This window comes from Vagococcus silagei, from assembly GCF_004795745.1.
In the GTDB taxonomy this organism is placed as follows: domain Bacteria; phylum Bacillota; class Bacilli; order Lactobacillales; family Vagococcaceae; genus Vagococcus; species Vagococcus silagei.
Window position 1 is genome coordinate 20,119 of record NZ_SDGV01000010.1, and the last position, 15,778, is coordinate 35,896.

General features: G+C 33.6%; 15 protein-coding genes and 1 pseudogene. 15 read left to right on the forward strand and 1 reads right to left on the reverse strand.

Going from position 1 to position 15,778, the window contains the following annotated elements:
• Positions 1 to 50 precede the first annotated feature (50 nt).
• Positions 51 to 971 (forward strand): annotated as a pseudogene (locus ESZ54_RS03810) (prenyltransferase).
• Here the strand turns inward: ESZ54_RS03810 and ESZ54_RS03815 are convergent.
• Positions 948 to 1,478: a TetR/AcrR family transcriptional regulator gene (locus tag ESZ54_RS03815; RefSeq protein ID WP_136136360.1), complete on the reverse strand. Its 531-nt coding sequence runs from the start codon at positions 1,476 to 1,478 to the stop codon at positions 948 to 950. The pseudogene ESZ54_RS03810 and the gene ESZ54_RS03815 sit on opposite strands and share 24 nt — an antisense overlap.
• Positions 1,479 to 1,577: 99 nt before the next feature.
• On the opposite strand from ESZ54_RS03815, the gene ESZ54_RS03820 reads away from it, so the two are divergent.
• The 14 genes from ESZ54_RS03820 (at position 1,578) to ESZ54_RS03880 (ending at position 15,687) form a co-directional block, all read left to right on the forward strand.
• Complete coding sequence (locus ESZ54_RS03820) at positions 1,578 to 2,114, forward strand: dihydrofolate reductase family protein (protein WP_136136361.1); 537 nt, start codon at positions 1,578 to 1,580, stop codon at positions 2,112 to 2,114.
• Positions 2,115 to 2,247: 133 nt separating this feature from the next.
• Positions 2,248 to 2,376 carry an RAxF-45 family protein gene (locus ESZ54_RS12825; RefSeq protein WP_420824351.1) on the forward strand — a complete coding sequence of 43 codons (129 nt, stop codon included), beginning with the start codon at positions 2,248 to 2,250 and terminating at the stop codon, positions 2,374 to 2,376.
• 136 nt (positions 2,377 to 2,512) lie between these two features.
• On the forward strand, positions 2,513 to 4,102 hold the full coding sequence (gene abc-f / locus ESZ54_RS03825) for a ribosomal protection-like ABC-F family protein (RefSeq protein WP_136136362.1): 1,590 nt from the start codon (positions 2,513 to 2,515) through the stop codon (positions 4,100 to 4,102).
• Positions 4,103 to 4,263: 161 nt separating this feature from the next.
• Positions 4,264 to 5,040 carry an acetoin reductase gene (locus ESZ54_RS03830; RefSeq protein WP_136136363.1) on the forward strand — a complete coding sequence of 259 codons (777 nt, stop codon included), beginning with the start codon at positions 4,264 to 4,266 and terminating at the stop codon, positions 5,038 to 5,040.
• A 182-nt stretch (positions 5,041 to 5,222) separates the two neighbouring features.
• Complete coding sequence (locus tag ESZ54_RS03835) at positions 5,223 to 6,407, forward strand: glycoside hydrolase family 3 protein (RefSeq protein ID WP_136136364.1); 1,185 nt, start codon at positions 5,223 to 5,225, stop codon at positions 6,405 to 6,407.
• Between the two features lie 24 nt (positions 6,408 to 6,431).
• On the forward strand, positions 6,432 to 6,950 hold the full coding sequence (locus tag ESZ54_RS03840) for a GNAT family N-acetyltransferase (RefSeq protein WP_136136365.1): 519 nt from the start codon (positions 6,432 to 6,434) through the stop codon (positions 6,948 to 6,950).
• Between the two features lie 87 nt (positions 6,951 to 7,037).
• Positions 7,038 to 7,640: an MptD family putative ECF transporter S component gene (locus ESZ54_RS03845; RefSeq protein ID WP_136136366.1), complete on the forward strand. Its 603-nt coding sequence runs from the start codon at positions 7,038 to 7,040 to the stop codon at positions 7,638 to 7,640.
• Between the two features lie 2 nt (positions 7,641 to 7,642).
• The gene (locus ESZ54_RS03850) at positions 7,643 to 8,356 is read left to right on the forward strand and encodes an energy-coupling factor transporter transmembrane component T family protein (protein WP_136136367.1); all 714 of its coding nucleotides are present in this window, start codon (positions 7,643 to 7,645) and stop codon (positions 8,354 to 8,356) included.
• Positions 8,340 to 9,761 carry an ABC transporter ATP-binding protein gene (locus ESZ54_RS03855; protein ID WP_162615087.1) on the forward strand — a complete coding sequence of 474 codons (1,422 nt, stop codon included), beginning with the start codon at positions 8,340 to 8,342 and terminating at the stop codon, positions 9,759 to 9,761. The genes ESZ54_RS03850 and ESZ54_RS03855 overlap by 17 nt, the downstream gene beginning before the upstream one ends.
• 35 nt (positions 9,762 to 9,796) lie before the next feature.
• On the forward strand, positions 9,797 to 10,861 hold the full coding sequence (locus ESZ54_RS03860) for a YdcF family protein (RefSeq protein WP_136136369.1): 1,065 nt from the start codon (positions 9,797 to 9,799) through the stop codon (positions 10,859 to 10,861).
• 88 nt (positions 10,862 to 10,949) lie between these two features.
• Positions 10,950 to 12,368, forward strand: coding sequence for a serine hydrolase (locus ESZ54_RS03865; protein ID WP_136136370.1), 1,419 nt, complete (start codon positions 10,950 to 10,952; stop codon positions 12,366 to 12,368).
• Between the two features lie 298 nt (positions 12,369 to 12,666).
• Positions 12,667 to 14,064, forward strand: coding sequence for a cardiolipin synthase (gene cls / locus ESZ54_RS03870; RefSeq protein WP_239433741.1), 1,398 nt, complete (start codon positions 12,667 to 12,669; stop codon positions 14,062 to 14,064).
• 74 nt (positions 14,065 to 14,138) lie between these two features.
• Entirely contained in the window at positions 14,139 to 15,284 is a 1,146-nt protein-coding gene (locus ESZ54_RS03875) for a cysteine desulfurase family protein (protein WP_136136371.1), read from the forward strand.
• Between the two features lie 58 nt (positions 15,285 to 15,342).
• Entirely contained in the window at positions 15,343 to 15,687 is a 345-nt protein-coding gene (locus ESZ54_RS03880) for a cysteine desulfurase (protein ID WP_136136372.1), read from the forward strand.
• Positions 15,688 to 15,778: the final 91 nt, after the last annotated feature.

Consider the following 15,778-nt stretch of genomic DNA (forward strand, 5'->3'; position numbering starts at 1 on the left):
AATTGGGGTTCGCTAGAATGTAGCAGAATGAATTTTTAGGGGGAATTTGAATGAGAAAGAATCGTGTCACTTTTCGACAATTTTGGGAGTTATCGGAAGTTTATACCGCACCGTTAAATCTCTTTATTATTTTACTAGGGAGTTCCGCAGCGGTTTATTTGAAACTGGGAGAATTAAATTGGACGCTTGTTCTATTTAGTTTTATTATGATTACTTTTCATATTGCAACAAATATTTTTAATAATTGGATGGATTTTCGCAATGCACAAGATGCTTACTATAAATCTGAGGTAAATATTATAGGTCGTGATCAGTTGCAAATACAGAGTGTCAAACGTCTGTTTTGGATCTGGATGGTTTTATCTTTTGTATTAGGGGCTTATTTGGTTTGGGTCACAAGCTGGTGGATTGCATTAATTGGCGTCTTTGGTTTTTACTTAGGCTTGTTTTACTCATATGGAAAATACCCAATTAATAGTTTACCGATTGCTTAAAGTGTCACTGCATTAGCGAGTGGATTTTTGATTCCTTTCATTGCAGCTTATTTGATTCAAAATCAAACGCCTCAGTTTAGAGGGCATGATGTTCTCACTATTTTTATGATTACCTTACCGTTAGTTTTGACGATGTTTTGTAATTTGTTAGCTAATAATACTTGTGATCTAGAAGAAGATATCAATAATCACCGTTTTACTTTAGTTTACTACTTAGGAAAAGAAAGTGCGGTTCATTTGTTAGTCTTGATATTTGCTTTTATCGCGATTTGGTTAGCAGTTTTAGTTTGGCTTGGTTTAGCTCCATTAACTGTTCTTTTACTATTAATATTCCTGCCGTTCACTGTTAAACCGTTAACAAAATATACAAGAGAACAAGATAAAAAGACGACTTTCCCACTTGTTTTGAAAGTAATGAGTGGTGTGATGGTGGGCTATCCATTTTTGTATGGATTAGGTACTTTTTTGGTGTTCTAAAAACAAAGGCATGACCATATTTTTAAAGAGTTGATCTTTTTCAATTGGTGTGAGCTTTACTTTTTGTTTGTTGCCGTATTGATCGATATATTTAATCGCATTGATGATAAATCCAGCGATTAAAACGGCGTATTTTTCATCTAATTGTTTAGCATAATATCTTTCAAGTTGTTTTAGAGTTAAATTTTTTATGTCTTCAAGCATCTGCTCATCTGTTTGTTGTGATTTTAAGAAAAGGTTACTTTCTGAATTTTCGAAGAAAGCGTCGGCTGTTTGAAATGGTGTACTCAAATTATTATCAAGCTCTTGATAATAATTTTTCCAAAGTTCTTCAATTCCAAATTCGAGTAGGGCAAACTTATCTGTAAATGTACGATAAAATGTAGAACGATGAATAGATGCGTTTTGACAAATTTCTGCAACAGATAGTTGACGAAAACTTTTTTTCTCGTCAAGCATGAGAGGTAATGTAGCTTGCCAAATGGTACTTGCTGAACTTTTTAACATTTAAAGAACCTCCTAATTTGGTATGAGACAAATTGCTAAAATGTCTCTTTTTATGGATTATACTTTAAGGTATAATTTAAATCAATTAGGAGGGATAATATGAACGAAAGAAAAATAATTTTGTATATTGCAATGAGTTTAGATGGATATATCGCGACAAAGGATGGTTCAATTGATTGGCTTGAAAGTGATGAACCAATTCTAGAAGAAGATAATTCTTATGAAACTTTTTATGAGACTGTGGATACAGTCATCATGGGTAGTACAACTTATGATCAAGTTGTGAATGAATTATCGCCAGATATTTATCCGTATGAAAATGCAACGTCATACGTCCTGACTTCGAAGAAACGGACAGATAAAGAAAATATTCATTTTGTAAATCAAGATATCGTTGACCTTGTTGATGATCTGAAGGAAAAATCAGGAAAAAATATCTGGATCGTAGGAGGAAGTTCAATAGTTGCCCCACTTGTTGCAGCAAATTTAATTGATGAATATCAACTTGCAATTGTTCCGGTCATCTTAGGAGAGGGAATTCCACTTTTCAAGGCACAGGAAAAAACAATTTTTCTAAAAAAAGAAAAAGTGTATACTAAAAATAATTTAAGTTATCTCACATTTGTTAAAAAGTAAATATAAATGGGAAAAAAGGCTAGCCGAAAGGTTAGCCTTTTTTAGAGCATACTCTTTTATTTTGTGTTTTGTAATTTTTTTGATATACTGTAAGAAATATTGACGAGAAAGAGGTGATCACTTTATGGTTAGCATGAGCAATTTATATAACAAAAGAGAATTAAAATTCCTTTATCTTTGCCGTGCAATTATTTCCGTTTTTGCGCTAAATTGGATGAGTCTGTCTATTTTTAATAAAAAGAACGTAAAAATAACCATTTAGTGATACAGCAAAGTAAATTAATACATAACAATTTTAAATTTTGTATTGATCAAAAAACGTAAAGAGGCTGACACTTTATTAAGGTGGGTCTCTTTTTTGTATCCTCTAAATGATAAATGAGAAATGAGGAACGAATATGTTACAAATAAATAATGGGTATAAAACAGTCTACGGGACGGTATTATTTGAAGATTTAAATTTAGAAGTGAAGACTGGTGAAAAAGTAGCTTTAATTGGTGGTAATGGCGCTGGTAAAACAACATTATTGAGAGTTTTAACAGGAGAAGAAAAACTTGAAAAAGGTGAATTATCAATTTCTAAAAATGAAACAGTGAGTTTGCTAGAACAAGCCAGTGTGATTGATACAAATCAAACAGCATATGAGTTTATCTGCTCTGGCAAAAAAGATTTATTTGATTTAGAAAAAAAATTAAAACGACTCGAACATGAATTAACACAAGTGTCAGAGAAAGAACTCACTAAGAAGTTAACGTATTATGGTCGTTTACAAGATGAATTTATTGAACTTGGTGGCTATACTTTACAAGAAGAGGTGAGCAGTATTGCGACGGGGTTGGGTATTTCGCAACTGTTATCAGAAAAAATTGCCAATTTAAGTGGTGGTCAACAGACTTTAGTTAAATTGACCAAAATATTAATTGAAAAAGGCGACATTATTCTGTTAGATGAACCAACGAATCATTTGGATCAAGCCGGCTTGAAGTGGTTAGAAAATTATTTATCATATGTGCCACAAACAGTAATTATTGTGTCACATGACCGTTACTTTTTAGATCGTGTCGTTCAGCGTGTCGTCTTAATTGATGAGTTGAAAGCGCAAAGTTACCCGGGAAATTATACAAAATTTCTTGAATTACGCAAATTAGAATTTGCACAAAAAGAAAAAGATTTTCTATTATATCAGAAAGAACAACGTAAGATTGATGACGCGATTCGTCGTTTTCGTCATTGGGGTGCGATTGCGGATAATGAAAAAATGTTTAAAAAAGCGAAACAGTTAGAGAAAAAGAAAGAAAAAATGACAGAGGTCAAACGACCTCATCAGGAATTATTACATGATTCTCAAACTTTTAAAGAGACAAATCGTTCTGGTAAGGATGTTTTGAAAATTCAAGCTTTATGGAAATCTTTTGATGAGTTAACATTATTTGAAGAGGCTACGGCCAATGTCTACGTTAAAGACCGGATTGCAATACTTGGAAATAATGGATCAGGAAAATCAACGTTAATTAAAATGATCTTGGGCACTGAAAGTATCGATGCAGGTGAAATTAAACTTGGAAGTAATATCAAGCTAGGCTATCTACCTCAAATTATTACTTTTGACAAAGGCGATGATACGATTCTTTCCTATTTTAAACGAGAATGTCAACTTGATGAGGAAACAAGTCGTCGCTTATTATCCTATTATTTATTTAAGCAAGATGATGTATTTAAAAATGTAACCTCGTTGAGTGGTGGTGAGAAAGTTCGCTTGAAATTAGCAGTTCTTTTGCAGCAGGATATTAACCTCTTAATTTTGGATGAACCGACAAACCATTTAGATATTGAGACGCGAGAGTGGTTAGAGAATTTATTAATGCAATTTGATGGCAGTCTGTTGATGATTAGTCATGATCGCTACTTTGTGACGAAACTAGCTTCTAAGTATTGGAAAATTAAAGATTATCAATTATGTGAAAGCCTGACATTTGGAGAACAATAAATGTTTCATTATAAACAATGTCGCTACAAAAATGTCCGATTGTCCTGTTCGCTAGTTTAAAGTTTGTTGATTTGTTCACGTTCTTTTTTGGCACGCAACTTGCTTATGTATTATTGAAGAAGAAATTCTTTAGTAATAAATATCAGTTAGGAGAATGAAGAATGAGTAAAGTAGCAATTGTCACAGGATCAGCAGCAGGTTTAGGAAAAGGAATCGCCGAACGTTTAATCAAAGATGGTTTCAAAGTTGTCTTACATGATATTAACGAAGCGGTTTTAAATAAAACAACAGAAGAACTGAAAGCTCAAGGCGCTGATGTTATTGGTGTTGTCGGTGATGTATCAAGTTATGACGATCAAGAAAATCTTGTGAAACGCGCTGTTAGCGAATTTGGTCAAATCGATGTTTTTGTAAATAATGCTGGTATTGACGCAGTAACACCATTTTTAAAAATTGAAGCAAGTGAATTAGAACGCGTCTTTAAAATTAACGTAAATGGTACTGTATTTGGTACACAAGTTGCAGCTAAACAATTTATCAAACAAGGATCAAAAGGTAAAATTATTAATGCATGTAGTATAGCTGGTCATGAATCTTTTGAAATCTTAGGAACATATTGCGCTTCTAAACATGCTGTCCGTTCATTTACTCATACTGCAGCAAAAGAATTAGCTAAACACCAAATTACAGTTAATGCATACTGTCCTGGAATTGCTAAAACTGAAATGTGGGATCGTATTGATGCAGCAATGGTTAAACATAGTGATGGTAAATTGCAACCGGGTGAACCATTTGCTAATTATACTGCTGGTATTGCGTTACAACGTTACCAACAACCATCAGATGTTGCGAATTTAGTCTCATTCTTAGCTTCTGATGAGTCAGATTACATTACAGGTCAAGCAATTCTGACTGATGGCGGCTTAGTTTACCGTTAAAAAAATATTTATCTAATTATGTAAAAAATATTCTAATAATGACAACAGTCACTTACAAAAATAAGAAATTTTTTTTGTAAGTGATTTTTTATGTCTCCGACGCATTCAATAGTCACATTTTTTGCTTTTGAAGTTGGATTTTGATAGGATTAAACTTATTTATAAGGGAGGGAACAGACGTAGTGAAAAAATCAAAAATAGGTTTGATTGGTTTAATTTTGTTAGCTTTTGCTATTATTTTTATTCCGAAATTATTAACGAAAGAGCCGCAACAAAAAATGAAATCAACTACATCAACAACCCCGTCAGAGTTGAATTCTTCTCAACGAACGAGTGAATCAAAAGAATTATCGCAAGATGAAAAATTGAAATTGGCGATTGAAAAAATGTCACTTGAAGAAAAAGTGGGGCAACTTTTCCTAGCTCGTGTTCCTGAAGAAAATGCCATTGCGGATCTTGAACAATTTCATTTGGGTGGTTACTTGCTTTTTGGGCGCGATATTGAAGACGTTTCGGCCAATCAATTACAAGAAAAAATTCAGTCTTTTCAGCACGTTGCTAAGATACCATTATTAACTGCATCGGACGAAGAAGGAGGTACAGTCACTCGCTTAAGTCGCAATACGACTCTTGTTGACAAACCTTTTCAATCACCACGTGAAGTATATAAACAAGGTAAGTTGAGCGCTATTGCGGAAGATATTAAGGCAAAATCAGCAGTGATGCAGCAATTGGGCATTCGCGCAGGCTTGTATCCAGTCGCCGATATGGCAGAAAATAGTAAGGCTTTTATTTATGATCGTTCGTTGGGAAATAATGTGCAAGAAGTCAGTGAATACGTGACTCAATCGGTAAAAACCCTAAATGAAGAACAAATGGTTTCAACTTTGAAGCATTTTCCAGGTTACGGTGAAAATGAAGATTCTCATTTGGACATTGTGAAGGATCAACGTTCCTTGCAAGAGCTGGAGAGACATGACTTAATTCCTTTTAAAGCAGGTATTGCTGCAGGAGCGGATAGTATTATGGTGTCACACAATATTGTTGAAGCCATGGATGATGAGATGCCAGCGTCAATTTCAGCAAAAACGCATCAATATATTCGCAATCAAATGAATTTTGACGGGATTATTATGACGGATGATATGGATATGCAAGGATTAAGTAAATTTACTTCTCAAGAAGAAGCCGCATTGCTGGCCTTAAAAAATGGCAATGATTTGATTCTCTCTTCAACTTATGCAACGCAAATTCCAGTTGTTATAAAAGCTGTGAAAGAAGACAAATATGATGAAAATCAATTGAATCAATCTGTTTTTAGGGTGCTTAAGTTAAAAGCGAAAATTGGTTTATATCAAGATTTTTAATAAATAATATAGGGGGTTGAAAACATGTTGTATTATGTGAAAAAAGCATCGATAGAAGATTTAAATCGTGTGATGGAAGTTATTTATGAAGGTGTCGAAATTCTAAAGAGTGCTCAAATTCCACAATGGCAAGATGAGAACATTCCGCCGAGAGAAGTATTGCGACAAGATATTCTGAATGAAGATTGTTTTGTTTTGGTGGAACAAACTCAAATTGTTGGCGTGGCCGTTTTACAGAAAGAACCAGAAGATAATTATAAGACACTGGATTCTGGAAAGTGGTTGCATGATAGTCAGAATTACCATACGATTCATCGGTTCACCATTTCTCCAAATACGAAAGAAAAAGGGTTGGCTAAATTATTCATGAGTCATCTGATTTCAGAAGCATACCGAACGGGTGGCCGAGATATTCGGATTGACACACATCAAAAAAATATCGTAATGCAACATATTATTGCAAAATTCGATTTTTCAGAATGTGGGACAATGACGATTCCTATTCGAGATGGAGAACGTTTGGTTTATCAATTGCTATTATAATGATTAATTTTTTAGGGAGTTGTGTTATACTATCATAGTGAAAATTGATTAGTGTTTCACAAGAGTGATTTTTTAGGAGGATATTTAATGAAACAAATGAAGTTACATGATTTAGTTTCAATGGGAATATATGCCACAATTTATTTTTTAATTGTTTTTGTGGTGACAATGGTTTTGAGATTCACAGTCCCGACTGTAAATACGTTACTGATACCAAGTATGTGTGCGCTCTTTTCGGGATTGCTTTACTTAACGGTCATTAGAAAGGTACCAAAATTTGGATCAATTACAATTTTAGGATCATTGATGACCTTATTCTTTCTTGTCTTTAGTTATTTTCCACTTTCTTTTTTACCAAGTATTGTCTTTCCTTTTATTGCAGATGTGATTCAACATCGTACAAAAATTCAAGAAAAGTTAAAACTATATTTAGGCTATTTTATCTTTAGCTTAGGGTTAACTGGCCCATTAATTCCAATGTGGTTTATGAAAGAAGCTTATGTGGAGCGCTTAATTGCTAAAGGAAAATCAAGTGAGTATATTGAATCAGCATTTTCAGCAATCTCAATGACAAGTTTTTGGATTTGTCTTGGTTTGATTTTAATTTTGAGTGTGATAGGTCTTTCGATTGGAATGAAGAATTATCAAAAACATCTATCTGCGCTTAGTTCGCAAGAAAAACAGGTGTAACAATGTTGAATACCACAATTAAAATCGATCCTAGGAGCAAACTGGCAGTTATTTTAACAGCCAGTTTGCTTTTAATGTTTCAGCCATCAACTGAAATATTTTTAGCATTTTTAATTTTTGTTTGCTTACTATTGTTATTAGAGGGTGCCGTTAAAAAAGCAGTGATTCTCATCGTTTATTATCTTATATTGATCGTGTTAAACCAAGTTTTAGATTATGATTTTACCCATCCGGTCTTACATTTTGTTTCCTTCTGGGTAACAGGTAACCTTTTATTTGTACCAAATATTGCAGCGATTCTATTAGCAACAAATAAAACCACAGCTAGTGAATGGATTGTTACGCTCCATTTTTTTCACTTGCCCAAATATGTTGTGATTCCTGTAATGGTAGTGTTTCGCTTTTTTCCAATCTTGGTTCATGATACAAAAACCATATTGGGAACATTAAAATTAAGAGGTTTAATTTCATCTAATTGGGATTTTTTGAAATCCCCATCATTGATTTTTGAATTTTTATTAGTCCCTATCATTGTGTCTGTTGAAAGAGTGTCTCAAAATCTTTCACAGGTCGCTTATATTCGAGGTTTAAATAATGATACTTATCAGAGGACATCAGTTCAAAGGTTGAATTTTCAATGGTTTGATTGGTTAATTATCATTATTTTAGTGTGTTATCTTTTAGTAGGAGGTGGTCTTTTTGATTCAGTTTTCTGATGTTCAATTTAAATATACCCAAGATGATATTTTAAATCATTTGAATTTGACCGTTGCTGAAGGAAAATGTGTCGTACTTGCAGGAAAAAGTGGTTCAGGTAAATCGACAATCTTACATTTATTGAATGGTTTAATTCCAGAACTTTATCCGGGCGCACTTAATGGCGAAATCAATGTGATGAATCAAAAACTACCGTTGACTGATTTTAATAACTACCTTTTAGGTGTAGCAGTTGTTTTTCAAAATCCTAACACACAATATTTTACATCGACTGTTTTTTCCGAGTTGGCTTTTACTCTCGAGAATTTAGGTGTTGATCCTACGCAGATTGAATTAGAGATTCAGAAAGTGTCGCAAAAGTTTAAATTAAAAGATTTGTTGGACAAAAAGATTGAAACTTTATCAGGTGGCGAGAAACAACGTGTTACTTTTGCTGCCATTAGTATGCTAGACCGGCCGCTCTATTTATTTGATGAACCGTCAAGTAATTTAGATGAAGCAGCCTTACTTGATTTACAGACTTTTATTTGTGAATTAAAGCAGGCAGGTAAAACGGTTGTGATTGTCGATCACCGTTTATTGTATCTGAAAAATGTTGCTGATGAAATCATCATCTTAGAAGATGGTAAATTAAAAGAATGCCTTTCGCTTGAGCGTTTGACAAAATGCACAACTGAAGAGATGAATGAATTAGGTTTGAGAAGTCTCGTTTCAAATGTTCAGACAGTACAACCTTATTCGAAAAAAACAATATCGACTAGCTCATTTGTGATTGAAGACTTGACATACGACTATGATAAAAAACATGATTTTCATCTAGACATTTTGTCATGTGAATTTTTTCCAGGTGAAATTGTTGGTATTATCGGTGCAAACGGGTCGGGAAAGACGACATTCAGTCATTTGATCTGTGGGCTATTGAAATCAAAAACAGGAACCTTCACGCTCGATAAACGTTCATTGAAACTTAAAGATTTGTTGCGACAATCATTTCTAGTGAGACAAGACGTTCATCTGCAACTATTTTTTGAAACAGTTGAAAAAGAATTAATGATACATTCAAAAACCGAAGCGGAATATCAAAATATTTTAACTAAGTTGAATTTAACTCATTTATTAAAACGCCACCCTCAAACCCTGTCTGGTGGTGAAAAGCAACGTTTAGCAATTGCAACAGCACTATTATCAAATAAAAAAGTTTTAATTTTTGACGAGCCGACAAGTGGTCTGGACTTCGAGAGTATGAAGCAAGTGACTGAATTGTTTAACTGGTTAAAAACAATGGACCTATACATCTTGGTCATTAGCCATGATACTGAATTTTTAGCAGCATGTGCGAATCGTCAATTAACTTTTGAAAAAGGCAGTCTTAGGTATGATGAACAGATTATTCGAATATGCTAAAATAGTTGTATAAAAAATAAAAAGGAAGTGAAAAAATGCTTGGTATAAAGTTTACGGTATTTGTTATTATGTTTATTATTCCATTGCTTTGTTTTCTATATTGGAATTATGATCGTCCAACAAGCCTCTTAAATGGATTTTTTGGAATATTTTTCTTTGGAGGGACTTATTTAACCCTTGTCTTAATAGTTGAAGAAATTAATCAAGGTGCTGGATTCATTCTTGCTTTACCAGGACTTATCTTATTCCTTTTTGTTGCAGTTTTTGGTATTTTTGCAACAGTTTTTTATCTTTTCTTAAATGAAAGAACTATCTTAAAAAAGGAAGGCTTTTCATTTACCAATCTGTTGCCATTGTTGACATCGATTGCAATTATTGTCTTTGAAATTGGTATGTTTATTTTGACGATTACTTCTGAATCGGCATTAGTAACGATGATTGCTGGTTTTCTAACTTTTATCTTTACTTATAGTATCGGTATTTTTATTCTTTATTTTGCAACTTCGTTCCTTTACAATCACTATCCATTATTTGGGAAAGTTGACTATATCATTGTTTTGGGTGCAGGACTGATTGATGGTGAGCGGGTGACTCCATTACTTGCATCAAGAATCAATGTTGCCTATCAACTTTATCAAAAACAACAATTCCAAAAACAACATTCACCAAAAATTATTCTATCCGGCGGTCAGGGTGGCGATGAAAAACTTCCAGAAGCTGAAGCAATGCGAAACTACATGGTCGAACAAGACTATGAACTTGAAAATGTTTTACTCGAGACCAAATCAATGAATACTGCTCAAAATCTCGAGTTCTCAACGCAAATTATGAAAGAAGAACGTCAGATTGAGTCGACATCAGGTTTGAAAATTGTTATCGCGTCAAATAATTACCATATTTTAAGAGCGGGTAAATTAGCTCAGAAAATGGGAATCAAAGCGAGAGGTATTGGGTCTAAAACTAAGGGCTACTATTTACCAACAGCCTTTATTCGTGAGTTTATTGGCTATTTGGAGATGTCGAAAAGAAAACATCTGGTAGTCGCCGCTCTTACATTTCTAATGTATGCTTTACTTTATTTTGTAACAGAACATGTATAATTATCTGAAAATTTGGATTAGTCATTTAAAAATGAAGTAGAATTTGCTATATTAGATAAATGTGAAGAAAAGCGAAAGGAAGTTTTAGATGTTAAAAAAACAACTTAATGTTTTAATTGTATTATTCGGGTTACTATTCGCAGGTTCAACAGTTAATGCGGAAAGTACACAACCTTCAATGATGGAGTTAGTTGGTAAGACAGAATATACTGTTAATCCAGCAGACCAACCTAAAGGAGCTGTTTTAATTGATGCAAATACTGGCAAGTTATTGTGGTCGGAAAATGCAGATGCACCTAGAAATCCAGCTAGTATTATGAAATTAATGACGTTGTATCTTTTCTATGATGCGATGCATAATAATAAATTTTCAATGGATACTGAAATTACGGCAACACCACGACATGAATCGATTGCTAACATTTATGCGTTAAGTAATAATAAGATTAAAGCAGGCGTTGCATATCCTGTAAAAGAATTAATTCCAATGGTTTTAGTACCATCTTCGAATGTTGCAACAATTATGTTATCAGAGTTAGTTGACGAGAATCCTGTTCGTTTTATTGAATTAATGAATGAGAAGGCAAAAGAGCTTGGTATGACCAATACGCATATCTATAATGCCACAGGAGCTCAAATTTCAGCGTTTAACGGCTTTTATGCTGAAGCAGGTGTTGATCAATCAGACCTCCAATTAAGTATGGATAATGAAACAACAGCAAGAGATATTGGAATCTTGACGTATTACTTTTTGAATAAGTTCCCGGAAGTTTTAGACTTTACTAAAGATAAAAAAATTACAGTGATGGAAAATACACCGTATACCGAATCTTTTGATAGCTACAATTACTCTTTACCAAACACTGAGTATCCTTTTGAAGGCGTTGATGGCCTTAAAACAGGATCGAGTCAAACTGGTGGTTTTAATATTGATATGACAGCAAAACAAGGTGATTTACGTTTAATTGCTGTTGTCCTAGGTGTGGGTGATTGGTCAGATCAGTCAGGCGAATATAAACGCCATCCTTTTTCAAATGCTATTATGAAGTATGGTTTTGAAAATTTTGCTTATCAAGAAGTTTTAGCTAAAGGTAAGCAAGAGGTGGGTGGTAAAGAACTAGTACTTAAGGAATCTCTAAAAGATACAGTTCGTAAAGGTGATAAAGTTGATTTTGATACTTCTAATCAAGTTGTTCAAGTGAAACAAGATTTGCCACAAGTATCAGATTTAATCAAGCCTCAGTCGATCGATTACACTACGGCTGCTAAAGAAGCGGAAATGAAGGAGCAAGAAGTAACAGCAAAGAAAGCACAAGAAGGTGGTGTCTTGTCGTTTTTAAACAAAATACCAGGACTAAATCGTTTAGGAATTAAAGATCCGGTAATTTTGGGTATTATTGCTTGTCTGATTGTTTTAGTATTGTCATTGCTACTCTTTGTTATTTTGAGTATTCGTTCTGCGCGTAAGCGTAAAAGAATCAGACAAAGAAATCGCCGGTCAAGATAATAGATAAATCATAACGTTTAAAAATGGGAGTAGTGCCTGTTTTTAAACGTTTTTGTACTTATCTTAAGCATTTGTAAATTTAACCATTCGAATCGCTTTATTATCAGTATGAAAATCTGTTATACTAACAAAAACAAAATGAAAAAGGTGAAGTCATATAATGATGAATAAGGTTATGAAACTTATTTCTAATCGCGTCGTGATTGTGCTAGTTCTAATACTCATTCAACTAGCTATTTTATCCGACATTATCTATAGGTTTCGAGAATTTTTTGTTTATTTTTATTTTTTCTATATTGTGATATCAGCAATTGTCATTATAAAAATTTTAAACAATCGAAGTAATCCAGCATACAAAATTGCTTGGATTGTTCCAATTATGCTCATTCCCATTTTTGGAACGTTAATTTATTTAGTCTTTGGACGTGTTCGTTTTAGCAAGCACGAGAAACATCAAATGTCCCAAATTCAGGAGAATGAAAGTTACTTTAAGGATAAAACCGTAAATCGAATTGTAATTGAGGATGGGAATTTAGATGCCGAACTACAGTCGAATTACTTGTCGAAGTACGGTGAGGGCTCACTCTTTCAGAATACAACGAGCGAATATTATCCTCTAGGCGAAGATGCGTTTGCTGCGATGCTGGTTGAGCTTGAAAAAGCACAAAAATATATTTTCATGGAATATTTTATCGTTGAAGAAGGACAAATGTGGAATCAAATTCTAGAAGTATTAGAACGAAAAGTCCGCCAAGGAGTTGAAGTTCGATTTATTTATGACGATTTTGGTTGTCTATTTACTTTACCTAATGATTATTATAAAGAATTAGAGAAAAAAGGCATTAAATGTCGTGTTTTCAATCCGTTTCTACCCGTCCTTTCGCCAATTTTTAACAACCGAAATCACCGGAAGTTAACAATTATTGATGGAAAAGTTGCTTTTACAGGTGGCATCAATCTTGCAGATGAATATATTAATGAATATGAACGTTTCGGCCATTGGAAAGACAACTCAATCAAATTAGAAGGCGAAGCCGCTTGGGGCGTAACATTGATTTTTCTTTCGTTATGGCAGTTTGTTAATAAACGTATTGAAGATCCAATGAAATTTCAACCAACTTTTAAAAGAGCGGAATTACCTGTTTCTGAAGGATATTATCAACCCTATGTAGACTCACCATTTGATGATGAGACAGTTGGGATAAATGTCTATTTAAATTTGATTAATCGCGCGAAAAAATCGATATATATCACAACTCCTTATTTAATTATCGATAATACCTTGATGGAAGCCCTGTGTACGTCGGCAAAAAGTGGTGTAGATATTCGGATTATAACACCACATATTCCTGATAAGTGGTATGTACACGAAGTGACCTGTTCTAATTATGTTCAGTTGATTGAAGCAGGTGTTAAAATATACGAATATACACCAGGCTTTATCCATTCGAAAACTTTTGTAGTGGATGAAATATACGCAACTGTTGGAACAGTCAACTTAGATTTCCGTAGTTTGTTTTTACATTTTGAATGTGGGGTTTGGATGTATCAAACGAATGGCGTTCAAGATGTTCTAAAAGATCATTTAGAAACAGAAGAACTAAGCCAAAGAGTAACACTAGAACAGGCTAAAAACGTTGTCTGGTATCGGTTAATCTTTAGAAGTATTATGCGCATTTTTTCACCGTTACTATAAACATGAGATGTACTTATTTGCAAAAAATATGATATGATACTCATATTGAATTTGACAGAACTGGAGTGACAAAAATGCAAGCAATATATTTAGACCATGCAGCTACAACACCTATGAAACCGGAAGTAGTCGGTGAGATGATGCGAATTATGACTAATATTTATGGTAATCCATCAAGTATCCATCAATTTGGTCGCCAAGCAGAATTTGAGTTAGAAAATGCCCGAGAATTAATTGCTAAAAGTATTCAAGCAACACCACAAGAAATTGTTTTTAATAGTGGCGGAACAGAAGGGGATAATACTGCGATTATCCAGACAGCGTTGAATCAAAAAGAATTGGGACGTCATATCATCTCAACAGAGATTGAGCATAGTGCTGTCTTAAATTCATTGAAATATTTAGAAACACAGGGATTTGAAGTGACTTATTTACCAGTGAACCATGAAGGTCGGATTTCAATTGAATCTTTTGAAAAAGCATTGCGCGATGATACGATTCTTGTGTCAATTATGTACGGCAATAATGAAGTCGGCATAATTAACCCAATCCGTGAAATTGGGGCAATTCTAGCCGAACATCAAGCGTTGTTCCACACTGATGCAGTGCAAGCTTTCGGTTCTGAAATAATAGATGTTCGTGATCTACAAGTTGATTTTTTAAGTGTGTCTAGTCATAAAATTAATGGACCAAAAGGTGTCGGCTTTGTCTTTGAAAAACAGGGTACGAAGGCTCCCGTGTTAATTCATGGTGGCGATCAAGAGGAAAAGAAACGTGCTGGTACAGAAAATGTAGCTGGAATTGTTGGCATGAGTAAAGCTATTTCATTATTAACTGATGAAAAGAAAGAACAACAACGCGAGAAATATCAATCATTTAAAGAATATATTATTCAACAATTAGAAGTTGAAAATATTGCATTTGAAATTAATGGTAGCTTGGAAGATAGTCTGACAACGATTTTGAATATTTGGCTAAAAGGTGTGCCTAATAATTTACTTTTATCTAATTTAGATCTAAAGGGTTATGCAATTTCAACTGGTTCTGCCTGCAATGCTGGTAATGTTAAACCTTCTGAAATATTGAAGAAAATTCGTCCTAATGAGTTGGCAGCTGCGAGCGAATCAATTCGTGTAAGTTTTGGTTATGGTAATGAAATGAATGATATTGTTGCTTTCACTGCAACTTTAATCGAATTAATTAACAAATTAAAAAAATAGCGAGATAGATATTTTAGAGTGAATTGTATATAATAAGGTTATTAAAGGAGGAATTAACATGTCATTTTTCGATACAACAACCGTTGAGGGCTGTCCGGTGAAATATAAGGTTGGTTCAAATGCTAGAGGATATAGTTTTAAGGATTATGGATTTAAAGAAACTGCTTCAGGAAATTTCCAGTTAGCAAGACCCTTAGACTTGAATCCGCAAATGAAGCAAAGTCCTAAATTAAAAATAACAATCGCAAAAGATTTGAAGACTTTAAAAATGTCAATTACAACTGCTAACGGAATGAAAGCTTTAAATATTTTTAAAGGGGACAATCAAACAGAAAAACAAGAGCAGTTTTATTTTTTAATGGACGATTTAATTAAAGAAAACTGTTTAGAGAAAGCTGAGTAAAAGGCATTTTTTTAGAAATATTTAAGTTCAAAAGTGAATAGTATTAAGAGTTTAGGTGAAATATACAAAAAAACCGAGTTTGTCTTTTTAG